The organism is Corynebacterium sp. UD i78 (assembly GCF_056280545.1).
In genome coordinates, this window is record NZ_JBWCED010000001.1 from 1,369,699 (window position 1) to 1,393,069 (window position 23,371).

At 67.0% G+C, this 23,371-nt stretch carries 19 protein-coding genes; 9 read left to right on the forward strand and 10 right to left on the reverse strand.

All coding sequences use genetic code 11. The annotated features are described in order from the left end of the window. Positions 1-212: 212 nt before the first annotated feature. Genes efeU through efeB form a run of 3 tightly spaced genes read left to right on the forward strand, consistent with a single transcriptional unit; the run spans position 213 to position 3,459 of the window. Positions 213-1,022 (forward strand): iron uptake transporter permease EfeU, encoded by an 810-nt coding sequence (efeU, locus tag ACZ9GM_RS06445; RefSeq protein ID WP_476037444.1) that lies wholly within the window; start codon positions 213-215, stop codon positions 1,020-1,022. Next, positions 1,022-2,182 carry an iron uptake system protein EfeO gene (efeO, locus tag ACZ9GM_RS06450; RefSeq protein ID WP_476037445.1) on the forward strand — a complete coding sequence of 387 codons (1,161 nt, stop codon included), beginning with the start codon at positions 1,022-1,024 and terminating at the stop codon, positions 2,180-2,182. Before efeU ends, efeO begins: the two co-directional genes overlap by 1 nt. Continuing rightward, on the forward strand, positions 2,182-3,459 hold the full coding sequence (gene efeB / locus ACZ9GM_RS06455; protein WP_291476340.1) for an iron uptake transporter deferrochelatase/peroxidase subunit: 1,278 nt from the start codon (positions 2,182-2,184) through the stop codon (positions 3,457-3,459). Before efeO ends, efeB begins: the two co-directional genes overlap by 1 nt. A 5-nt stretch (positions 3,460-3,464) precedes the next feature. On the opposite strand, the gene ACZ9GM_RS06460 is transcribed toward efeB, so the two are convergent. The 7 genes from ACZ9GM_RS06460 to ACZ9GM_RS06490 all read right to left on the reverse strand — a co-directional run bounded on the left by ACZ9GM_RS06460 (position 3,465) and on the right by ACZ9GM_RS06490 (position 11,707). Then, positions 3,465-4,667: an MFS transporter gene (locus ACZ9GM_RS06460; RefSeq protein WP_476038320.1), complete on the reverse strand. Its 1,203-nt coding sequence runs from the start codon at positions 4,665-4,667 to the stop codon at positions 3,465-3,467. Positions 4,668-4,710: 43 nt separating this feature from the next. Next, entirely contained in the window at positions 4,711-5,196 is a 486-nt protein-coding gene (locus ACZ9GM_RS06465; RefSeq protein WP_291476342.1) for a MarR family winged helix-turn-helix transcriptional regulator, read from the reverse strand. Positions 5,197-5,321: 125 nt separating this feature from the next. Beyond that, positions 5,322-6,917, reverse strand: a complete 1,596-nt coding sequence (serA, locus tag ACZ9GM_RS06470; protein WP_291476343.1) for a phosphoglycerate dehydrogenase — start codon at positions 6,915-6,917, stop codon at positions 5,322-5,324. Positions 6,918-7,119: 202 nt separating this feature from the next. Then, on the reverse strand, positions 7,120-8,067 hold the full coding sequence (locus ACZ9GM_RS06475; RefSeq protein ID WP_476037446.1) for a cation diffusion facilitator family transporter: 948 nt from the start codon (positions 8,065-8,067) through the stop codon (positions 7,120-7,122). A 158-nt stretch (positions 8,068-8,225) separates the two neighbouring features. Then, positions 8,226-9,239 (reverse strand): ketol-acid reductoisomerase, encoded by a 1,014-nt coding sequence (gene ilvC, locus ACZ9GM_RS06480; RefSeq protein WP_014010296.1) that lies wholly within the window; start codon positions 9,237-9,239, stop codon positions 8,226-8,228. A gap of 105 nt (positions 9,240-9,344) precedes the next feature. Next, on the reverse strand, positions 9,345-9,851 hold the full coding sequence (gene ilvN / locus ACZ9GM_RS06485; RefSeq protein ID WP_291476346.1) for an acetolactate synthase small subunit: 507 nt from the start codon (positions 9,849-9,851) through the stop codon (positions 9,345-9,347). Continuing rightward, positions 9,851-11,707, reverse strand: coding sequence for an acetolactate synthase large subunit (locus tag ACZ9GM_RS06490; RefSeq protein ID WP_476037447.1), 1,857 nt, complete (start codon positions 11,705-11,707; stop codon positions 9,851-9,853). The genes ilvN and ACZ9GM_RS06490 overlap by 1 nt, the downstream gene beginning before the upstream one ends. Positions 11,708-12,035: 328 nt before the next feature. Here ACZ9GM_RS06490 and ACZ9GM_RS06495 point away from each other — a divergent pair, with 328 nt between their 5' ends. The 3 genes from ACZ9GM_RS06495 to ilvD all read left to right on the forward strand — a co-directional run bounded on the left by ACZ9GM_RS06495 (position 12,036) and on the right by ilvD (position 16,242). Next, complete coding sequence (locus ACZ9GM_RS06495; protein ID WP_291476348.1) at positions 12,036-13,661, forward strand: mechanosensitive ion channel family protein; 1,626 nt, start codon at positions 12,036-12,038, stop codon at positions 13,659-13,661. Positions 13,662-13,816: 155 nt separating this feature from the next. Then, positions 13,817-14,353: a PH domain-containing protein gene (locus ACZ9GM_RS06500; RefSeq protein ID WP_291476349.1), complete on the forward strand. Its 537-nt coding sequence runs from the start codon at positions 13,817-13,819 to the stop codon at positions 14,351-14,353. A 38-nt stretch (positions 14,354-14,391) separates the two neighbouring features. Continuing rightward, positions 14,392-16,242: a dihydroxy-acid dehydratase gene (gene ilvD / locus ACZ9GM_RS06505; protein WP_291476350.1), complete on the forward strand. Its 1,851-nt coding sequence runs from the start codon at positions 14,392-14,394 to the stop codon at positions 16,240-16,242. A 52-nt stretch (positions 16,243-16,294) separates the two neighbouring features. Here ilvD and ACZ9GM_RS06510 read toward each other — a convergent pair whose 3' ends face one another. After that, positions 16,295-17,053, reverse strand: a complete 759-nt coding sequence (locus ACZ9GM_RS06510; protein WP_291476351.1) for an SDR family oxidoreductase — start codon at positions 17,051-17,053, stop codon at positions 16,295-16,297. Between the two features lie 32 nt (positions 17,054-17,085). Here ACZ9GM_RS06510 and ACZ9GM_RS06515 point away from each other — a divergent pair, with 32 nt between their 5' ends. Further along, on the forward strand, positions 17,086-19,455 hold the full coding sequence (locus ACZ9GM_RS06515; RefSeq protein ID WP_476037448.1) for an ATP-binding cassette domain-containing protein: 2,370 nt from the start codon (positions 17,086-17,088) through the stop codon (positions 19,453-19,455). Here the strand turns inward: ACZ9GM_RS06515 and ACZ9GM_RS06520 are convergent. After that, entirely contained in the window at positions 19,452-20,321 is an 870-nt protein-coding gene (locus ACZ9GM_RS06520; protein ID WP_291476353.1) for an ArgP/LysG family DNA-binding transcriptional regulator, read from the reverse strand. The genes ACZ9GM_RS06515 and ACZ9GM_RS06520 overlap by 4 nt on opposite strands. A 73-nt stretch (positions 20,322-20,394) precedes the next feature. On the opposite strand from ACZ9GM_RS06520, the gene ACZ9GM_RS06525 reads away from it, so the two are divergent. Next, complete coding sequence (locus ACZ9GM_RS06525) at positions 20,395-21,120, forward strand: LysE/ArgO family amino acid transporter (RefSeq protein ID WP_291476354.1); 726 nt, start codon at positions 20,395-20,397, stop codon at positions 21,118-21,120. On the opposite strand, the gene ACZ9GM_RS06530 is transcribed toward ACZ9GM_RS06525, so the two are convergent. Beyond that, a complete protein-coding gene (locus tag ACZ9GM_RS06530; RefSeq protein WP_291476355.1) occupies positions 21,121-22,200 on the reverse strand; it encodes a DoxX family protein in 1,080 nt (359 codons plus the stop codon). It lies immediately after the preceding gene. A gap of 108 nt (positions 22,201-22,308) precedes the next feature. On the opposite strand from ACZ9GM_RS06530, the gene ACZ9GM_RS06535 reads away from it, so the two are divergent. Next, positions 22,309-23,370 (forward strand): glutathione S-transferase family protein, encoded by a 1,062-nt coding sequence (locus tag ACZ9GM_RS06535; RefSeq protein ID WP_291476356.1) that lies wholly within the window; start codon positions 22,309-22,311, stop codon positions 23,368-23,370. Position 23,371 lies beyond the last annotated feature (1 nt).

A 23,371-nucleotide genomic window follows, 5' to 3' on the forward strand; every position in this document is an offset into this window, starting at 1 on the left:
CCCCGGAGAAACCGGACCAGGATCCACCCCCGGAGTCAGCCCCCGGGGCGATAAGTAACCACCCCCACACCGTCCCCCTCTTTTGCTTCCACTGCAGCGGGACTAACATTCTCTTGCCCCAGAGCTTCGGTGAGCCTCACCATCATGCAGTCCGTCGGCATCGGCCCACTACGGCCGTAACAGTGCACGTCATTCATCAGAAAGCAGCCGCAGTGTTCTACACCAACGCTCTCATCGGTCTCCGCGAGGGTCTCGAAGCCACCATGGTGGTCATCATCCTCGCCGCGTACCTGAAAAAGACCGGTCAGCGCCGCTCCTACCCCTGGTTGTGGGGAGGTATCGTCGCCGCGCTCGCGGTGACAGTCAGCGTCTTCCTCATCATCCACTTCGGCACGAAGACCCTCACCACCACCGGCCAGGAACTCATCGGCGGCATCGCCTCCCTGGTCACCGTGGCACTGGTGGTCTGGATGCTGATCTGGATGAAGGGCGCGAGCAGGAACATGACCGCCGAGCTCGAGGGGAAGATGGAGAAGGCCGTGTCCGTGGGCCCGTTCGCCGTCGCCACCGTCGCCTTCATCGCCGTCGCCCGCGAAGGCATCGAGACCGCACTGCTGGTCTTCGACTCCTTCAGCCGCTCGCTGGGTGTCCCCTTCGCCGGGCTGATGACCGGCGTCGGCATCTCCATCGTCATCGGCGTCGCCCTGTACCTCGGCGCCGTGAAGATCAACCTGAAGATGTTCTTCCAGATCACCGGGGCGCTGCTGATTCTCGTCGCCGCCGGCATCCTGCGCTACGGCATCACCGACCTCCAGGAGGCCGACGTTCTGCCGGGCCTGTCGAACTACGCCTTCGACATCTCCGACGTCCTGGAGCGCGGTACCTGGTACGCCACCCTGCTGGAGGGCATGTTCAACATCGTCCCGAACCCGACGGTCCTCGCCTTCACCGGCTGGGCGGTCTTCCCCGTCATCGCTCTGCCTGCCTTCTTCCGGCCCACGAAAACCAAAGGATCCAAGTAATGAAGATCTCCCGTATCTCCCGCGCCGCACTCGCCGTTCCGGCGGTGATCGCTCTTCCGCTGGGAATGGTCGCCTGCGCCGACAAGGACGATGACGCCCCTGCGTTCGCCGTCACCGCCGACGACGAGAACTGCGACCTCGACGCCTACGACGCCACCACCGGCAACAACAGCTTCGAGGTGACCAACAACGGCAAGAAGATCACCGAGTTCTACGTCTACACCGACGGTGGACGCGTGGTCGGCGAGGTCGAGAACATCGGCCCGGGTGCCACCCGCAAGCTGCTGGTCTCCATCCCCGAAGCCGGCACCTACCAGGCCACCTGCAAGCCCGGCATGGTCGGTGACGGCATCAGCCACGACCTGAACATCACCGGCGACGCGGTCGACCTCACCGAAGGCAGCGACACCCTCACCGCCGCCGTGGAGGGCTACCTGCGCTACGTGCGGTCCCAGACCACCGCACTGCAGGAGGCGACCGACACCTTCGTCCAGGCCATCCAGGACGATGACATCGAGACCACGAAGTCCCTGTTCGCTCCGACCCGTATCTACTACGAGCGCATCGAGCCGATCGCCGAGTCCTTCCCGGATGACCTGGATCCGCGCATCGACCTGCGTGAGGCCGATCTCGAGGACGGCCAGGAATGGACCGGCTTCCACAAGATCGAGAAGGATCTGTGGGAGAAGGGCGAGATCACCGACGAGACCAGGGCGGACGCCGACCAGCTGGTCGAGGACATCGCCGAGCTCGTCGACGGCGTCAACGCCGACGACTTCACCGTCGCCCCAGACCTCATCGCCAACGGCGCCCACGGCCTGCTCGACGAGATCTCCACCTCGAAGATCACCGGCGAGGAGGACATCTTCTCCCACACCGACCTCTGGGACTTCCAGGCGAACCTGGACGGTTCCAGGGCCGCCGTCGCCTCCCTGGAGGACGCCATCGACGAGAAGGACGCCGACCTGCTGTCCGACATCAACGTCAAGTTCGACGCCGTCCAGGAGCGGCTGGACACCTTCCGTGACGGTGACGGCTTCGTCTACTACGACACGGTCGGCGAAGACGACCGTAAGAAGCTGTCCACCGTCCTCGACCAGCTCAATGAGCAGGTCTCCAAGGTCACCGGCGTCATCACGGCAGCGGAGAGCGGCAGGTAATGTCCGACCGGCCCGTTTCCCGCCGTCATTTCCTCACCGGGCTCGGTGTCACCGGGCTCGGTGCGGCCGCCCTCGGCACAGCAGGTGTCGCAGGTGTCGGTACACTGGCCGCCTGTTCCACCGACGATGACAGCCAGGTGGTCCCCTTCCGGGGTGTCCACCAGGCCGGCGTCACCACCGCGCAGCAGGAGCACCTGCACATCGTGGCGTTCACGGTGCTCACCGAAGACCGGGATGAACTGCGGGACATGCTGTCTACCTGGACTTCCATGGCTGAGCGGTTGACGACGGGCGAGCAGACCACCGAGGGCGGTGCCCTCACCGACTCCGACGCCGACATCACCGACGATCCGGACAATCTACTCAACCAGGTTCCGGAAGACACCGGTGAGGCGCTGGACCTGGCGTCCGGAAATCTCACCGTCACCGTGGGTTTCGGACCGTCGCTGTTCGACGACCGCTTCGGTCTGAAGGACCGGAAGCCGGAGGAACTGGAACCGTTGCCGAAGTTCCCCGGCGACCAGCTGCAGGACGCCCTGTGTGACGGGGACATCGTCATCCAGGCCTGCGCAGACGACCCCCAGGTCGCGGTCCACGCGGTGCGCAACCTCACCCGGGCCGGTACCGGCGTGGTCGCGGTGAAGTGGTCCCAGCTGGGCTACGGTGCCGCATCGAAGACCACGAAGGAGGAGGACACCCCCCGCAATCTCTTCGGGTTCAAGGACGGCACCCGCAACATCACCGCCGACGAGACCGACGACATCGAGAAGATGGTGTGGGTCTCCGATGACGGTTGGATGACCGGGGGCACCTACATGTGCGTCCGGCGGATCCGGATGCTGCTGGAGGTGTGGGACCGCCAGATCCTGGACGACCAGCAGCACACCTTCGCCCGCTACAAGGGGTCCGGAGCACCGATCGGGACGGATGCCGAGAACGCCGACGTCCCCTTCGACCTCTACCTCGGTACCGGTGGCCCGGCGATCCCGGAGGACTCGCACGTCTTCCTGGCCCACCCCGACCAGAACGACGGCCAGCGGATGCTGCGCCGGGCCTACAACTTCATCGAGGGCTCGGACTCGATGGGGCACCTGTCGGCGGGGTTGTTCTTCATCGCCTATGTCTCGGCACCGTCGGTGAACTTCACGCCGATCCAGATGCGGCTGTCGCACAGCGACAAGATGAACGAGTACGTCCGCTACGAGTCCAAGGCGGTCTTCGCCTGCCCGCCCGGCCTGGCCGAGGGCGAGGACTGGGGCACGGCGCTGTTCGGCTAGACCGGCTACACCGCGTGGGGGCCGTGTGCCTCCACCGCGTTGCGGGTGAGGAGCATGACCACCACGGCGATCACCGCAGCACCCGCGGCAACGTAGTACGGGGTGGAAAGGTCGGCATGCTCGGCGATCTTCGTGGAGGCGTACGGGGCGATGACGCCGCCCATCCACCGCACGAAGTTGTAGGCGGCGGACGCCACGGGCTGGGGGTGGTCAGAGACGCTCATGGCCATCTCGGTGTACACGGTGTTGTTGATGCCCATCATCGCACCGGAGACGATGACCAGGACGATGACGACGGCCTTGTTGTCGTGCCCGAGACCGAGCGCCACGTAGATGACGAGCAGGCCGATGAGCATGAGCATGGACGTGTCGGCCGCGCCGACCCGGTTCTGGAGCAGCGGGGCGACGAACACCGAGCAGACGGCGAGCGCGCAACCCCAGCCGAAGAAGATCAGACCGATGCCGTACTCCCCCGATTCCTTGATGACCGGGAGGAAGGGGCTGAAGGCCAGCACGGTGAAGAATCCGAAGTTGTAGAACAGGGCCGAGAACGAAACACCGAACAGTCCACCGTGACGCAGGGCCTTGAGGGAGTCGAGGAATCCGGTCTTCGTCGCCGGCTTCGGCACCTCAGGCAGCTTCCACAGCAGCACGACGAGGGCGATGAACATGAGCACGGCGGTACCGAAGAACGGTCCGCGCCAGTTCATGTGGCCCAGCACGGCACCGACGAGCGGGCCACAGGCCATACCGAGACCGAGGGCTGCCTCGTAGAGGATGATCGCGACGGCACGTCCGCCGGTGGCCACGGCCACGATCACGGCGAGCGCGGTGGCGACGAACAGGGCGTTGCCCAGACCCCAGCCGGCACGGAAGCCGACCAGTTCACCGACGCTGTTCGAGGTACCTGCCAGGCCGGCGAAGATGACGATGAGGGCGAGTCCGGCGAGCAGCGTCTTCTTGCCGCCGATGCGGCTGGAGACCGCGCTGGTGACGAGCATCATCACGGCGGTCACCGCGAAGTAGCTGGTGAACAGCAGCGAGACCTCGGAGGGACCGGCGTCGAGGTTCTCGGCGATGGCCGGGAGGATGGGGTCGACCAGACCGATCCCCATGAAGGCGAACACACACGCCAGGGCGGTGGCCCAGACAGCGACCGGTTGGTGCAGCATGGACTGCTTCTCTGATTCGAGCGTTGCGGCATCCATGCTCGCCGGGCGTTGTTCCTTCACCTGATGTCCGCCCACGCGGTCATCGCCTCCTGTTGTCGTCTCCTGCTGTCAGATCCCGGACGACGTCCTCAGCCAGACTTCCCAGCGGGCTGAGTCCGTCCCGGATGCGTCGCACTTCCTCGTCGGAGAGCCTTTCCAGGTGGACGCCGAGGACGCGGTTGCGCTCCCGGTTGACCCGCTCGAGGGCACTACGCCCCTCGGCCGTGATCTCCACCAATGTGACCCTGGCGTCCTGGTCGGACCTCGTCCGCTGCACCAGCCCGGCACCTTCCAGGCGTGAGACCAGCTGACTCATCCCCGGCTGGGTGACACCGCCGAGAGCGGCGAGGTCACCGATCCTGGCGGGCTCCGAGGACAGCGTGTTGAGGACGCTGACCTGGGGTGTGGATAGGTCACCGGGATACTCGAGAAGTCGGGTCATCTGGACTGCGGTACGGACGGTGTCACGCACCTGCTGGGCGAGTCCGATGCTGGCGTCAGACGGCTCTTCGTCGTTGTGCGACACGATGTAGAATCCTATTATATAAGAGGGTTATTTACAACTCTGGCGGCGGATACGTCAGAACCCGGGCAGACGCTGCGGAAAGTGCGGCGCCCGTCCGGGTTCAGTACGGAACCGTTCAGTTCAGACTATGCCAGGTCCAGCTGGACAGCGCGGGAGGCGGAGAGCGCCTCGCCGATCTGGGAGACCAGCTCGGCCGGGATCTCCTTCTCGACGCGCAGGACGAGGGTGGCGGAATCCTCGTCGAGATCCTGGGACAGGGCGGCGGCGTTGATGTTGATACCCTCGCGACCCAGGAAGGTACCGACGGTACCCAGGGCACCCGGCTGGTCGCTGTAGGTGAGGAAGAGGTTCAGGCCGTCGGCACGCAGGTCGAGACCACGGTCATTGATCCGGACGATCTTCTCGACGTGCTCCAGGCCGGTCAGCGCTCCGATCACGGCGACGGATGTACCGTCACCGGCGACAGCCTTGACCTCGAGGACGGAACGGTGGGTGACGGACTCGTCAGCTGTGCTGACGGACAGCTCCACGCCGCGCTCCTCGGCGATCTGCGGGGTGTTGACGAAGGTGACCTGCTCGTCGACGACGCCGGCGAAGACGCCGCGCAGGGCGGACAGACCCAGGGCGTCGACCGACTCGCTGGACAGCTCGCCGCGGGCCTCGACGGAGACGCTGGTGACCGGGGCGTCCAGCAGGGCGGAGGCGACCTTGCCGAGCTTGGTGGCGAGGTTCAGCCACAGGGCGACCTCCTCGGAGACCTTGCCGCCGGTGACGTTGACGGCGTCCGGCACGAAGTCGCCGGCCAGGGCCTTGAGGACGGACGCAGCGACGTCGGTGCCGGCGCGGTCCTGGGCCTCGACGGTGGAGGCGCCCAGGTGCGGGGTCACGACGACCTCGTCGAGCTCGTACAGCGGGGAGTCGGTGCAGGGCTCGGTGGAGTAGACGTCGAAGCCGGCGCCACGGATCTGACCGCCCCTGATGGCGTCCGCGAGAGCCTGCTCATCGACCAGACCGCCGCGGGCGGCGTTGATGATGATCTGACCCTTCTTGGACTTCGCCAGGAGCTCGGCGTTGAACATGCCCGCCGTCTCCTTGGTCTTCGGCAGGTGGATGGTGACGAAGTCGGCGCGGGCGACCAGCTCGTCGAGATCGACGAGCTCGACACCGAGCTGGGCGGCGCGGGCCGGGTTGGCGTAGGGGTCGTAGGCGACGATCTCGGTCTCGAACGCGGCGAGGCGCTGGGCGAACAGCTGGCCGATATGACCGAAGCCGACGATACCCACGGTCTTGCCGAAGATCTCGACACCCTTGAAGGAGGAACGCTTCCACTCGGCGTCACGCAGGGTCTTGTCGGCGGCCGGGATCTGGCGGGCGGCCGACAGCAGCAGGGCGATGGCGTGCTCGCAGGCGGAGTGGATGTTGGAGGTCGGCGCGTTGGCGACCATGACGCCCTTGGCGGTGGCGGTCTCGATGTCCACGTTGTCCAGGCCGACGCCGGCACGGCCGACGATCTGGAGCTTGGGAGCAGCGGCGAGGACCTCGGCGTCGACGGTCGTGGCGGAGCGGACGAGCAGGGCGTCAGCGTCCTTGACAGCCTCCAGCAGTTCCGGGCGGTTCGGACCGTCGACCCACCGCACCTCGACGGAGTCTCCGAGGGCATCCACGGTGGACTGGGCGAGCTTGTCGGCGATGAGAACGACGGGACGGGAATTCTGGCTCACAGGATCTCCTGAAAAGTGTGATGTTCCTGAACCACCCGGCACGACCGCGTCGGATGGCAGGGCCCACGCCTGGACAACCTCCCGGCAACGCGGCCGGGTGGCGGTGGCGTACGACTACGGACAGCTTAGTACGTCGTTCCCCGGCAATGGGATGCGGGCGGGAAAAAGTGACCATCCTGTGGGAATCGTCTCACCCTGACAGTCAGCCGCAGACCGAGTCCTCGTGGTTCTCGTGCCCGGGTACCTCGACCTGGACGGTCGCATGGTCGATGCCGTGGCCCCGGAAGATCTCCTGCACACGGTCCAGCACCGCACACTGTGCCGCGTCCTGCGGTTGCTGCTGCGAAGCACCGTCGGCGACGACGTGGACGGACGCGAGCGCAGACTCCCCGTCCACACTCCACACGTGGAGATCGTGGATCCGCTCCACCCCGTCGAGGCCGACCAGTTCCTCCTGGAGATCGGTCGGATCCACGGCGTCCGGCACCCGCTCCATGAGCACCGCGCCGGCGGTGCGCAGCAGCTGCCATGACCGCGGCAGGATGAGCAGGGCGATGACCAGGGACGCCACGGGATCGACCCAGTGCCAGTCGGTGACGCTGATGACCAGTGCCGCGATGATGACCGCCACCGAGCCGAGCAGATCGGCCAGCACGTGGAGATAGGCGCCGCGCATGTTGAGGGACTCCCCCTGTCCCCCGTTGAGGATGACGGCGGAGACGAGGTTCGCGACCAGACCGACGACCGCGACGACGAGCATCATGCCGGTCTCGACCTCGACCCCCTCCCCCATCCGACGGAATGCGGAGACCGCGATCCACACCGCGATGACGCAGACGGCGCCGGCGTTGACGGCGGCGGCCAGGACCTCGGCACGACGGAAACCGTAGGTGGAGCGGCGGGTGGCCGGGCGGGAACCGATGAGCATCGCCAGAGCGGCGACGATGAGGCCACCGGCGTCGGAGAGCATGTGTCCCGCGTCCGCCAGCAGTGCCAGCGAGCCGGAGATGACGCCGCCGACGACCTCGGCGATGAAGATGACCGAGGTGATGCCGATGACGATCCAGAGCCGCTTCCCCCGGACCTGCGAATGGTCGTGCGGATGATCGTGGGCGTGGTCGTGACCCATCAGGGCCCCTCTCATTTTCATTAACGGTACGAGTCCCAGGATAGATACATAAACGTCGCAGTTCAAGACCTATTTTAGGTAAGGGTAATCGTTTCCATTAGTCAGCTGTCACCGCACAGAAGAATCCCCCCGGGCACTGCAGGTGCAGTGCCCGGGGGAAGATCCGCGGAGGGAGAAGACTACGCGGTGGCGTCGAGCGGATTCTTGACCCAGCTCATCATGTCGCGCAGCTTGGATCCGGTGACCTCGATCGGGTGCTTGGCGAAATCGGCGCGCAGACCCTCGAGCTCCTTGTTGCCACCCTCGACGTTGGCGATGAGGCGCTTGGTGAAGGTGCCGTCCTGGATGTCCGTCAGGATGTCCTTCATGCGGGACTTGGTGCCGGCGTCGACGACGCGCGGGCCGGAGAGGTAGCCACCGAACTCGGCGGTGTCGGAGACCGAGTAGTTCATGTTGGCGATGCCACCCTCGAACATGAGGTCGACGATGAGCTTCAGCTCGTGGAGGCACTCGAAGTAGGCCATCTCGGGCTCGTAGCCGGCCTCGGTGAGGACCTCGAAGCCGGTCTTGACGAGCTCCTCGGTGCCACCGCAGAGCACGGCCTGCTCACCGAAGAGGTCGGTGACGGTCTCCGCCTCGAAGGTGGTCGGGATGACACCGGCGCGGGCACCACCGATGGCGGCGGCGTAGGACAGGGCCAGGTCGCGGCCCTCGCCCTTCGGGTCCTGCTGGACGGCGATGAGGCAGGGCACGCCCTTGCCGTCGACGAACTGACGACGGACCAGGTGGCCCGGACCCTTCGGGGCGGCCATGGCGACGGTGATGTTCGCCTCCGGCTTGATCAGCTCGAAGTGGATGTTCAGGCCGTGGCCGAAGAAGATGGCGTTGCCGTCCTCGAGATTCGGGGCGACCTCCTCGGCGTAGACCTTGGCCTGGGTGGTGTCCGGGACCAGGATCATGATGACGTCGGCCCAGGCGGTGGCCTCGGCGTTGGAGAGGACCTTGAAGCCGGCTTCCTCGGCCTTGGGGGCGGACTTGGAGCCCTCACGCAGACCGATGACGACCTCGACACCGGAATCGCGCAGGTTCTGGGCGTGGGCGTGGCCCTGGGAGCCGTAACCGAGAACGGCGACCTTGCGACCCTGGATGATCGACAGGTCAGCGTCGGCGTCGTAGAAAACGTCAATTGCCATGGGAGAACAACCTTTCGTGGGATGTAACGGACTCTGCACTGGATCGTAGCAGAATGTGTACCAGACTGTGAGACGGGGTGTCTCACAAGATGAATACGGGGCGGGTCAGAGCTTGGCGGGGTACATGGCCTTCGGACCACGGCTCAGCGCCGTGAGGCTGGACTCGACGAGCTCACGGATGCCGTAGGGCTCGAGGACCTCCAGCATCGCCTGCAGCTTGGTCGGGGTACCGGTGGCCTCGATGACGAGGGACTCCGGTCCGACGTCCACGACGTGGGCGCGGAAGAGCTTGGCAGCCTCGACGACCTGGGTGCGGTTGGAGTTGTCCGCGCTGACCTTGACCAGCATCAGACTGCGGCAGACGATGCTCTCCGGGTCGTGGCGGGAAACCTTGATCACCGGGATCAGCTTGTTGAGCTGCTTTGTGATCTGCTCGATGACGTGGTCCTCGCCCTCCACCTGGATGGTGAAGCGGTTGACACCCTCGACCTCGGTGCGTCCCGAGGCGATGGAGATGATGCTGAAGGCCCGTCGGGTGAACATTCCCGTGATGCGGGACGCGATGCCGTCGACGTCCTCACACAGCACGCTGAGAGTGTGGATCTGCGACATTAGTTCTGCTCCCCTTCCTGGATGGTGGAGTGGATGGCCTCCGGCGTCTCGGCGGCGGAGTTCTCGTCGTCGAACAGCGGGCGGAGATCGCGGGCGTACTGGACCTCGTCATTGGAGGCGCCGGCGGCGATCATCGGCCACACCTGGGCGTCCTCACCGACGATGAAGTCGATGACGACCGGGCGGTCGTTGATCTCGCGTGCCTGGCGGATGACGTCGGCGACGTCGTCCTTCTCGGTGACGCGGAAGGCGGCACAGCCCATGGACTCGGCCAGACCCACGAAGTCGGGGAGGTAGTTCTCGCCCGGCTTGAGGTTGGTGTTCGAGTAGTGCTTGTCGAAGAACAGGGTCTGCCACTGGCGGACCATGCCCAGGTTGCCGTTGTTGATCAGCGCGACCTTGATCGGCAGACCCTCGACGGCACAGGTGACCAGTTCCTGGTTGGTCATCTGGAAGCAGCCGTCGCCGTCGATGGCCCAGACCTCGGTGTCCGGGCAGGCGGCCTTGGCGCCCATGGCGGCGGGCACGGAGTACCCCATGGTGCCGAGTCCGCCGGAGTTCAGCCAGGTACGCGGCTTCTCGTAGTCCACGAACTGGGCGGCCCACATCTGGTGCTGGCCGACGCCGGCGACGTAGATGGCGTCCGGACCGGCCTGCTGGGACAGGGACTCCAGGACGAACTGCGGGGCGAGCTTGCCGTCCGCCGGCCACTCGTAGCCGCGCGGGAAGTCGTTCTTCAGACCGTCGAGGTAGCTGCGCCAGTCGGTGAGCTTCGGGGACGGAAGGGACGCCATCGCGTCGGTCAGGGCGACGAGGACCTCGCGGGCGTCACCGACGATCGGCACCTGGGCCTCGCGGATCTTGCCGATCTCGGCGGGGTCGATGTCGGCGTGGATGACCTTGGCATTCGGGGCGAAGGAGTCCACGTCACCGGTGACGCGGTCGTCGAACCGGGCGCCCAGGGCCAGGATAAGGTCTGACCTCTGCAACGCCGCGACGGCGGGGACGGTGCCGTGCATGCCCGGCATGCCGAGGAACTGCGGGTGGGACTCCGGGAAGGTACCCAGCGCCATCAGCGTGGTGGTCACCGGGATGCCGGTGGCCTCCGCGAAGGCGAGGAGGGCCTCGGAAGCCTCCGCCTTGAGGACGCCGCCACCGGCGTAGATGACCGGACGCTTCGCCTCGGACAGCAGGCGGGCAGCCTCGTCGATCTGACGGGAGTGCGGTGTGGTGACCGGGTGGTAGCCGGGCAGGCGGTAGCTCGGCGGCCAGACGAAGTCGAGCTCCGCGTTCTGGACGTCCTTCGGGATGTCGACGAGCACGGCACCGGGGCGTCCGGTGCTGGCGACATGGAAGGCCTCCGCGATGGCCGCGGGGATGTCCTCGGGGCGGGTCACCATGAAGCTGTGCTTGGTGATCGGCATCGTGATGCCGCGGATGTCGGCCTCCTGGAAGCCGTCGGTGCCCAGCAGATGGGTACCGACCTGGCCGGTGATGGCGACAACCGGGACGGAGTCCATGTTGGCGTCGGCCAGCGGGGTCACCAGGTTGGTCGCACCGGGGCCGGAGGTGGCGATGCACACGCCGACCCGGCCGTTGGCCTGGGCGTAGCCGGTGGCTGCGTGGCCGGCCCCCTGCTCGTGGCGGACGAGGATGTGGTTGAGCTTCTCCGACCCGTAGATCGCGTCGTACAGCGGCAGGACAGCACCGCCGGGAAGTCCGAAGACCACGTCCGCTCCAAGCTCTTCGAGCGATCGGACGACAGCCTGGGCGCCGTTGATGCGCTCGGGCCGACGGCCGCGTCCGGTGGCGGCGACGGTGGCGGGACTGGGGTGTGAGCGTGAGGTGTCGGTCACAGTCCGTGCACTCCTTTTCGGGTCATGGGTCGTGGAAGTCAGATGCTCCGAAACTGACTGACGCCCCCTGACCCGGCGTGTCGTACGCCGGGCGGGGGCGCCAGAGTGTTCCGCGAAATTACCGCAGGGGCTCTAGCGCCCGGCGGGTACGAGAAGTCGGAACATCGTCATGCCGGTGAGGTTAGCCCACCGCACCCCTCCGGGTCAACGCGTTGGCCACATTGTTCCCACCCGCTGATACCCCTGTTCCCATTCTGTGGTCGCTCTGCGGCGGCTGACGGCGACCGGAACAGCGTCCTCCCAGATTCGACGACTACGGTCGGTGCCCATGAACTGGAAGTACCTTCTGCTCGATTTCTGGAGCTGGATTGTCGACCACGGACTGACGCTCGCGGCGGCGATCATCGTCGGTATCCTCATCCCCCGCATCGGTCGCCTCATCGTCCGCATCGTCACCGAGCGGATGACCCGGGGTGAGGAACAGACCAAGAGCCAGCTCGCGCTGGTGGGTGCACTGGTCTACATCCTCGAGGTCGTCGCCTACTTCTTCGTCGTCTACACGGTGCTCACCAATCTCGGCGTCTCGGCCGTCGGGGCGGCGGTCCCCGCCACCGTGGTCTCCGCCGCCATCGGTTTCGGTGCCCAGACAGTCATCGGGGACTTCCTCTCCGGTTTCTTCATCATCTCCGAACACCAGTACGGCGTCGGCGACACCGTCTCCTTCGACGGGGTCAGCGAGCAGGTCATGGGCACCGTCGTCCGGCTGACCCTGCGTTCCACCCAGATCCGCACCGCCAACGGCGAGCTGATCACCGTGCCGAACAGCCAGGCCAGTGTGACCATCAACTACTCACAGCAGTGGTCGTCCGCGGTTGTCGACCTGGATATCCCGATGACCGACGACGACACCATGACAACACTGTCCGACACGGTCGCAATCGTCTCTGAGCGGGCGATCGACACAGCCGGCGTCCGCGAGGACATCCTCGGAGAGGTCACGGTCATGCCGGCGATGAGCATCACCGCCCCCACTGCCGCAGGTGTGCCGTGGAGCGTGGGCATGCGCGTCACCGTCGATGTCGCCCCCGCCACCCAGTGGAAGGTACAGCGTGCGATCCGCGCCGCCCTCATCAACGAATTCTGGGACCGTTTCCAGGCCCCCGGCGACCGTCCGACCCCCTACGCCGGTCCGCCCACCCAGGAGTTCCCGCCGGTCACTCCCCCGTCCGACAAGGACGCGAAGACCACCACGGACGCCCCGCAGGCCGGCGATCCCCGACCGGCGGACTTCACACCGGCCGCCCTCGAGGACGCAAAGGACGCAGAGGACGCAAAGGACGCAGAGGACTCTGAGGGCACAGCGGAGACGTCGACGGGCGGTCCCGGGGCCACCGACTACGACGCAGTCGCCGCCGATGTCGCCGAGAACGGGATCTGGCGCAACATCGACACGAAGTCGAAGTTCGTCCGGGTGCTCAGTCTCGGCGGGCGGATCCGGCCGTCGTCGACCGTCCTCCTCATCGCCATCATCGTGCTGGCCATCCTCGCGGTGCTGTCCACGAACCCCTCGAGCGGAAGCTCCAACATCCTCTCCCCCGACCGTTGGGCGCCGGCGACGACGACGTCGACGACTGAACCCACCACAGAGGCCCCCGCACCCCAGACCGCGGTCACCACGCCGGAGACCGGGGACGCCACCCCGACCGAACAGGACGGGACCGTCACCGACGACAGCACCCGGGGAACCGGCACGGACACCGGCACGGACACCGGCACAGGCACCGGCGCAGGCACCGCGTCCCCCACCACCACGGGCGGTCAGTCCGGCGACCAGACCGACACCACCGGTGACAGTTCCCCACAGCCTGAGGAGCCCAGCAACCCGGCGTCCCGGTTCGGATTCAACCGCTCCGGCGGTACCGACAGCGGCGACACAGCGTCCCCGACCACCTAGGCCCGGCAGCTGGCCGGGTAGTCGGGAGCCGATGCAGTCGGGACCACCGCCTGCTGCTTAAATGGACGGTTATGAGTTCCACGCACGATGACAGGGAAGACGAGACCTCTCAGGACCGGCTTCCGTACCAGGTCCGGGTGGATCAGGGACATCTGATGGCTGCGGTCGTCATGCTGGTGATGAGCATCGTGGCCATCGCCTACGCACCGTCGGTCCTGTTCTGGCTCCCCGTTCTCCCACTGCTGTTCATCGTCTGGATCCTGCGGTGCCGTACGACCTTCTACGACAAGGGGATCACGGCGCGGTACCTTTTCCGTAAGTCGGCGTCGTTGGCATGGGAGGACTTCGACGCACTACGATTTACCCGAGGAGGCAAGGCCCTTGCCGTCCGGACCGACGGGACATCATTCCCGCTGCCGGGCGTCAGTTTCAACTCGCTGATTGACCTCAGCGAAGCGACGGAGGGCAGAATCCCCGACCCGGTGACCCCGAGTCTCACCGCCATCGACGAGTCGGTCAAGGTGGTCAACCGCGACGGCTACGCCGTGCTCATGGACAAAGACGAGTACGTCGAGTACGAGGCCGCACGGCGGACCGGCCAGATGGCCAGGGAAGAGCTTGAGCGTCGTGACGAGGCGCGACGGAAGAATGATTCCGGCTCCCCGGAAGACAACGACCCCCAGGGCCGTTGAACTGTACAACTGCATCCACTCTGTAAGGACCTGCCCACATGAACACAATCCCGTTCCGTTCCTCTGTCACCACCCAGGGACGCAACGCCTCCGGCGCCCGCTCCCTGTGGCGTGCCACGGGCATGACCGACGATGACTTCGACAAGCCGATCATCGCGATCGCGAACTCCTACACCCAGTTCGTCCCGGGTCACGTCCACCTGAAGAACGTCGGCGACATCGTCGCCGAGGCAGTCAAGGAGGCCGGCGGCGTCGCCCGCGAGTTCAACACGATCGCCGTGGACGACGGCATCGCCATGGGACACTCCGGCATGCTGTACTCCCTGCCGAGCCGTGAGATCATCTCCGATTCGGTCGAGTACATGGTCAACGCCCACCAGGCGGACGCCATCGTCTGTATCTCCAACTGCGACAAGATCACTCCGGGCATGCTCAATGCCGCGATGCGTCTGAACATCCCGGTGGTCTTCGTCTCCGGCGGTCCGATGGAGGCCGGCAAGGCCGTGGTCGTCGACGGTGTGGCCCACGCCCCCACCGACCTGATCACCACGATCTCCGCCTCGGCCAACGACCAGGTCACGCAGCAGGGTCTGCTCACCGTCGAGCAGGCCGCCTGCCCGACCTGCGGTTCCTGCTCCGGTATGTTCACCGCGAACTCGATGAACTGCCTCACCGAGGCTCTCGGTCTGTCCCTGCCGGGCAACGGTTCGACCCTGGCGACCCACGCCGCGCGCAGGAACCTCTTCAGCGAGGCCGGACGTCTCGTCGTCGACCTGTGCCGACGCTACTACGGCGAGGGTGACAACTCCGTGCTGCCGCGCTCCGTCGCGACCAAGGAGGCCTTCCAGAACGCGATGGCCCTCGACATGGCCATGGGTGGTTCCACCAACACTGTGCTGCACATCCTCGCCGCCGCCCAGGAGGGTGGCGTCGACTTCGACCTGCAGGACATCGACGACCTGTCCAAGACCGTCCCCTGCCTGTCCAAGGTCGCGCCGAACGCCGACTACCACATGGAGGACGTCCACCGGGCCGGTGGTATCCCCCGCATCCTCGGTGAACTGTGGCGTGGCGGCAAGCTCAACGAAGACGTCCACACCGTGCACTCCCCGTCCCTCAAGGACTGGCTGGAGCACTGGGACATCTCCGCGGAGAATCCGGCCCAGGAGGCCGTCGACCTGTACCACGCCGCTCCCGGTGGCGTCCGCACCACCGAACCTTTCTCCACGGAGAATGTGTGGGACAGCCTGGACCTCGACGACGAGAACGGCTGCATCCACTCCGTGGAGCACTCCATCACGGCCGACGGTGGTCTGGTCATCCTGCGCGGCAACCTCTCCCCCGACGGCGCGGTGATCAAGTCCGCCGGTATCGACGAGTCCCTGTGGCACTTCTCGGGTCCGGCGCTGGTCGTCGAGTCCCAGGAGGAGGCGGTGCAGGTGATCCTCAAGAAGAAGATCAAGGCCGGCAACGTCATCATCGTCCGCTACGAGGGTCCTGCCGGCGGCCCGGGTATGCAGGAGATGCTGCACCCCACCGCCTTCCTCAAGGGCTCCGGCATGGGCAAGAAGTGCGCCCTGGTCACCGACGGCCGGTTCTCCGGCGGTTCCTCCGGCATCTCGGTCGGCCATGTCTCCCCCGAGGCTGCCGCCGGTGGCCTGATCGGTCTGATCCGTGACGGCGACACGGTCACCATCGACGTCCACAACCGTCAGCTCAACGTGGAGATCTCCGACGAGGAGATCGCCTCCCGTCGCGCGGAGATGGAGGCCTCCGAGAACCCGTGGAAGCCGGCCACCCGCCAGCGCAAGGTCACCAAGGCCCTGCGTGCCTACGCGAAGATGGCCGCCAGCGCCGACAAGGGTGCTGTCCGCGTCGTCGAGGATTAGTTTTTCCCGCGTCATCACGGCCGACGCTGCTGACGAGGCCCGGGGCCGCCGCTCAGAACGTGCCCGGGTATGCCCCACCGTCGAGCAGCAGGTTCTGGCCGGTGATGTAGGACGCCTGCTCCGAGCACAGGTACGCACAGGCCGCCCCGAACTCTGCCGGGTCCCCGAAGCGTCCGGCCGGGATACCCTCCGGTGCCGGTAGATCCTCACCCGGTGCGACCCCGGCGGTCTCCCGGATCCGGTCGGTGGCGAACCTCCCGGGCAGCAGGTTGTTCAGCGTGACACTCGACGAGGCCAGCTGCGGTTGCCGGGCGACACCTGCGACGAAGCCCGTCAGCCCTGAACGCGCCCCGTTGGACAGGCCCAGGTTCGCGATCGGCGCCTTCACCGACCCAGAGGTGATGTTCACGATGCGGCCGAAACCGCGGGACGCCATGTCGTCCACCGTCGCCTTGATCAGTTCCACCGCAGTGAGCATGTTCTGACGCAGTGCCCCGAGCCAGGCGTCCTCATCCCACTCGCGGAAGTCGCCGGGCGGCGGGCCGCCCGCGTTGGTCACCACGATGTCGATCTGTGGGGCGGCGTCCAGGAGTTCCTCACGCACAGCGGCATCCGCCACGGAGCCGACGATCTCGCGGACCTCCACACCGTGGCGACGCAACCGCTCCGCGGACTCACCCAGCGTGTCCGCATTCCGCGCATTGACCACCAGGTTCACACCCTCGGTGGCCAGCGCGTCCGCACATCCGAAGCCCAGTCCCTTACTCGACGCGCAGACCACGGCCCAGCGTCCTGCTATTCCCAGATCCATGGCGCCCACGGTACCGCCTAGACTGGGCGGTCATGTCTGACCTGATCTCCGTGCACGACGCCCACCTGCGCAACCTCCGCCACGTCGATGTGGAACTTCCCCGCAATGCGCTGGTCGCGGTGACCGGGGTGTCCGGATCGGGGAAGTCGTCGCTGGCCTTCGGCACGATCCACGGTGAAGCGCAGCGCCGCTACCTGGAATCCGTCGCCCCGTTCGCCCGCCGTCTGATCGCCGGCGCGGTGGACCCGAAGGTCGCGCGGATCGAGGGACTCCCACCGACGGTCGCTCTGGAGCAGAACCGGGCCGGCGGCGGTGCGCGGTCGACGGTGGGGACGTTCTCCACCGTGTCCAACTCCGTGCGGCTGCTGTACTCCCGCTGCGGCGACTACCCCGCCGAGCTGCGCGACAGAGTGGGTCGGCTGGATTCAGACCATTTCTCCCCCAACACCGCCGCCGGGATGTGCCCGACCTGCCAGGGCACGGGGACGGTCCACGCACCGACGGAACAGTCGATGGTGCCGGACCCGTCACTGTCCATCGACGAGGGGGCGATCGCCGCATGGCCCGGCGCGTGGCTGGGCAAGAACTTCCATGACATCCTCGTCACCCTCGGCTACCGTACCGACCTCCCCTGGCACGACCTGCCGCAGACCGAGCGCGACTGGATCCTGTTCACCGACGACAGGCCGGTGGTCACGGTGCATCCGGTGCGCGGCGCCGACCAGATTCAACGCACCTACGACGGCACCTGGCGGTCGGTCTCGGTGTACCTGCGCGAGACTCTGGCCGCCACCGGATCGGAGTCGACCCGCAGGCGCGTGCTCTCCTTCATGGACCATGCGGTGTGCCCGGACTGCGGTGGACGCCGCCTCACTCCGGACGCTCTGCATGTCACCTACCGCGGCTACCCGGTGGATGAACTCAATGCCCTCTCTCTGGCGGCCTTGCGGGAACTGCTGGAACAGGGCTCCGTCACCACGGAGGACGCCGCCGACGCAACGACGGAGGCCGAACGCCTCCTGCTCGACCAGGTCCTGCCGACACTCACCGCCGCCGTCGACCTGGGTCTCGGGCATCTCAGCCTGGACCGCCCGGCGACCACGCTGTCCGCCGGTGAAATGCAGCGGCTACGACTGGCCTCCCAGCTGCACTCCGGCCTGTTCGGGGTGGTCTACGTCCTCGACGAGCCCTCGGCCGGTCTGCACCCGACCGAGCGCACCGCGGTCCGTGAACTGATGGACCGTTTCCTGGGCGCCGGCAACAGTGTCATCCTCGTGGAGCACGATATGGCCCTGGTCGCCGACGCCGACCATGTCATCGATGTCGGCCCGGGTGCCGGCGAGCTCGGCGGGAAGGTCCTCTGGTCAGGCCCGGTGGCGGGCCTGGCCGCGCAGGACACTCCGACCGGACGCGCGCTCGCGGCATCCTTCCCCACCCTGAAGGATGCCCCGCGACCCGCGACGGACGGCGTGCCGGTGCGTTCCACCGCGCGCACCCTCGATGTGGACGCCACCCTCGGCCTCGGCCAGTTCACCGCGGTCACAGGCATCTCCGGGTCCGGGAAGTCGACCCTGGTCTCCCAGGTGCTCCCCGGCATACTGGAGGCCACCGGCCTACGTGCGCTGTTGATCACCCAACAGCCCATCGGACGGACGCCGCGCTCCACGCTGGCCACCTACACCGGCCTGTTCGACCGGGTGCGCAAGCTCTTCGCGGACACCGACGAGGCGAAGCGACGCGGATGGACGGTCTCCCGGTTCTCCTACAACGTCACACAGGGCCGCTGCCCCACCTGCGACGGAGAGGGGACGATCGAGGTGGAGCTGGTGTTCCTGCCCGGCAGCTACACGACCTGCCCCGACTGCCACGGTGCCCGGTACAACCCGGAGACCCTGGAGGTCACCTGGCACGGGTACACCGTAGCGGAGATCCTCGACCTCACCGTGGCCGAGGCCCGGGTCGTGTTCACCGAGGAGCCGCAGATCGCCGCCGCACTTCAGGCCCTGCACGCGGTCGGTCTGGACTATCTGCGGCTGGGCCAGGGTGCCCCGGAGCTCTCTGGCGGCGAGGCTCAGCGCATCAAGCTGGCGACCGAACTGCAGCGCTCCGGAAAGACGCGACGACGCACCCCGACCGTGCACCTGCTGGACGAGCCGACGACCGGACTCCACCCGGCGGACGTGGACCTGCTGGTCACCGAACTGCACCGCCTGGTGGACGCCGGGGACTCCGTGGTGGTCGTCGAACATGACCTAAGGGTTGTCGCGCAGGCGGACCGGGTGATCGACCTGGGCCCGGGTGCGGGAGCCGACGGTGGCCGGATCATCGCCGACGGAACACCTGCCGAGGTCGCGGCAACGGATACGGCAACCGGTCGGGCGCTGGCGGCGTCCTCCGGTTAATCCAGCCCCACCGCCGCCGCCGCGTGGATCGCGTCGGTCAGCGCCTCCAGCGTGTCCGATTCCAGCCGCCACCGCTGCCAGTAGAGCGGCACTTCGAGGACATCGTCGCTGAGCCGGGCCATGGTGCCGGCGTCCACGAACGGCGTCGCAGCGGGCACGGGGACCACCGTCCAGCCCAGACCTGCGACCACGGCATCGTTGAGCCCCTCGAAACTCGGGATCCGGGAAACCCGCCGTCCCACATCCGGGATGATGCCGTGCAGGTCGAGGATGTCATCGGTCATCCGGTCATGCTCACCGATGATGAGCAGCGGCAGGTTCTCCCATCCGCCGCCGTCCTCGCTGTCCAGACGATCGGCCAGGGCCGGGGATCCGACCGGCCAGTAGCGCAGCACACCGAGTTCCTCGACCTCACAGCCAGGGACCGGATCGGCGGATGCGGTGACTACCCCCATACAGTCGCCCCGGCGCAGCATCTCCAGGGAATGCTGCTCATCCTCCACCGTCAACCGCAGCGCGATCCCGCCCTGTTCCGCGACGGTCCGCAGCACAGGTCGGAACCAGGTACCCAGCGAGTCCGCATTGACGCCGACAGTCACCGGACGCTCGCTGATACGTCCCCGCAACCGGTCATCGGTCTCCTGTTCCAGCAGCCGCAGGCGTCGGGCCGCCTGGACAAGCACCTCCCCGGCCTCGGTCACGCCGACCGGTGAGCCACGCCGCACTACCACCCGGCCGACGTCCGATTCGAGCGCCTTGATCCGCTGGCTGACCGCCGAGGGGCTCACGCCCAGACGCGAGGCTGCGGCGTCGAAACTCCCCTCATCGACGACAAGCAGCAGAGTGTCGAGGTGACGTGGGATCATGAAGCCGATCTTACGTCAGTTCAGAAGTGCTTGGTTGTCTTCATCGGGGGTGGTTCCTAGGCTCATCCGGGTGATGACCGCTACCCTTGCCTCCCAGTTCCATGTCGCCCTCTCCGGACTGCTGTTCCAGCTGACCGTCATCGTCGGTATCGGGCCGCAGAATATCGTCCTGCTCAAGCAGGGTGTGCGACGCTGGGGTGTGGGCCTGGTCGTCTCCGTGTTCATCATCGGCGACATCGTGCTGCTCACCCTCGGCACCGCCGGCGTGGCGGTCGTCGTGGAGAAGATGCCGCTGCTGCTGGAGATCCTGCGCTGGGGCGGCGTGGCCTACCTGCTGTGGTTCGCCACCACCTGCCTGCGTGACGTGCGCAACCCCACCCCGATCGACACCTCCACCGAGCGTCCTTCGGTGGAGACGGTAACTGTGCACTCCCCCGACGCCGGCTCTGATTCCGCCGTGGCCACGCTCACCCGCATTCCGCTGCGCACCCGGGTGACGACCCGGATGCCGGCACTGGCCGCGCTCCCCACCGCACTGGCCGTGACCTTCCTCAACCCGGCGGCCTGGGTCGACGGCATGATCGTCTTCGGCACCATGTCCAACCAGTACGGGAGCGACGGAAAGTGGGTCTTCACCGTCGGCGCCCTGGTCGGCTCGGTGCTCTTCTTCGTCGGGGTCGGCTACGCCGCCCGACTGCTCGCCCGGCCACTGTCGAAGGTGTCCGTCTGGCGGTGGATCAACCTCGGCATCGGCGTCCTCATGCTCGCCATGGCCGCGCGCCTGGCGATGATGGGCTGATCAGAACGGGTTTCCCCCGCCGAGGAGCACCCATGCCGCCGCGGCACCGGCGATGCCGATGACCGCCCACAGCCAGGCGGACGCCCTCGGGCGGGTCGCCCAACCACGGGAGACGTCCGCGCCGTATCGGCCGGGGCCGGTGAAGATGAGCACCAGGCCGAGCAGACCCAGGATCGCCCAGATCTGGACGTCCTTGCTCATCTCATAGGGCCAGTAGCCGGCACCGGACTGCGAGAGCTCGAACAGGGCCATGAAGCCCGCGCCGACCAGTGCGAAAGCACCGCCGACCGGCGTCGCCAGCCCCAGCAGCAGCAGCCCACCACCGACGAGCTGGACCACCGGCAGGGCGATCGCGAGAACATCGGCCGCCGTGAAGTCGAACAGCCGGCTCTCCAGGGCATCGACCCCCGGATCACCACCGAACCCGAAGAGGGTCTGGGCACCACGCAGGATCAGCAGGACGCCGACCACGATGCGCAGGATGAGCAGTCCCAGGTCCAGGGTGCCGCGCGGGGTGGACGTCACCGCGACAGCACCGGCCTCCTGCTCTGCATCCCCGGTACCGTCGAGCTCCTCGGCGTTCACGGCATTCTCTGTGTCAGCGCCGTCGATGTCCCCGACCTGGCGGGTGTCGTCGAAGACGGCGGTCTCGTAGTCGGGACCGTAACCGCTGGCATAGGCGTCGTCTCCGGCCGGCGCATCGGGGGGGACGGCCACCGGATCGAAGACGCGCGTCGCGGCGTCTTCGTCGTCCAGGGCGTCGGAGCTGCCCGACTCGACGGGGCCGCCGATCACCTGTGTGGCCCCGGCGGACTCCTCCGGCGAGGACGCGAAGACGGTGGTCTCCGTGTCCTCCGCCTCAGGCTCCGGTTCGGGTTCAGGTTCCGGTTCAGGAGCCTTGGGCACGATCTTCTGTGGACGGGCGCGCCCGGTGACGTCGTAGATGTCTCGGGCGGGACGCGGGGCTTCCGGGACATCGGTCTCCGGGGCATCTGGCACGTCGATGCCCCCGAGGTCGTCCACGGTCTCGAAATCAGGGTCGGGGTCGGGTCGGCGGGGGTTCTTCGTCTCATCAGTCACATCCCCACCATAAACACCGAATCCCCGCCACAGCGGTAGACACGACCGGCCCACCCGGGGATTCGGCCTAGTCTGGGGAGGAACGGAACAACTACCGAGGAGGACGCAGTGGGATACGTCGAGGCCGGCGGCTACGACCGGGACATGAACTACATCGACGACCGGGTCGTGGAACACCCTGAGGGCGACCGGGAGTGGCCGGTCGAGGCCGGGCGCTACCGGCTCGTCGGATCCCGGGCCTGCCCCTGGGCCCACCGCGCGATCATCACCCGTCGGCTCGTCGGGCTGGATGTCGGACCGGACGCCGGCCCAGGCGGTACCGGTCCGGCCCCGCTGTCGCAGGGGCTGTGCGGTCCCACCCACGACTGGAAGTCCTGGACCTTCGACCTCGACGTGGACTCGGTGGATCCGGTACTCGGCGTCGGCCGACTGCGGGACTGCTACCTGCACCGGTACGCGGACTACCCGAAGGGGATCACCGTCCCCGCTCTGGTGGAGGTCAACTCGAAGGCCGTGGTGACCAATGACTTCCGCTCCATGGTCACTGACCTCGCCACACAGTGGGCCCCGCTGCACCGGTCCGGCGCCCCGGACCTCTACCCCGCTGAGCTCCGTGAAGAGATCGACGCGATGGCGGACCTCAACTTCCGCACCGTGAACAACGGGGTGTACCGCTGCGGGTTCGCCGGGGACCAGGCGTCCTACGAGGACGCCTTCGCCGTACTCTTCGCCCGGCTCGATGAGCTCGAGGAGCACCTGGCCACCCGCCGGTACCTCGTCGGTGAGCACCTGACGCTCGCGGATGTCTACCTCTTCGCCACACTGGTGCGTTTCGACCATGTCTACCACGGGCACTTCAAGTGCAACCGGAACAGGATCGCCGAGATGCCGAACCTCTGGGGCTACCTGCGCGACCTCTTCCAGACCCCCGGTATCGGAGACACCGTCAACCTCGACCACATCAAGCAGCACTACTACCGGGTGCACGCCGACATCAACCCCACCGGCGTGGTCGCGGTCGGGCCGGATCCGGCGGCGTTCTACACCCCGCACGACCGGGAGCGTCTCGGGGGCACGCCGTTCTGGAATGCGGCCGGGAACGCAGAAGCCCCGGCCGCGCCGCGTCCGGAAGATATCCGGGACGGCGACGAGGCCGGGGCTTTCGCCTGAG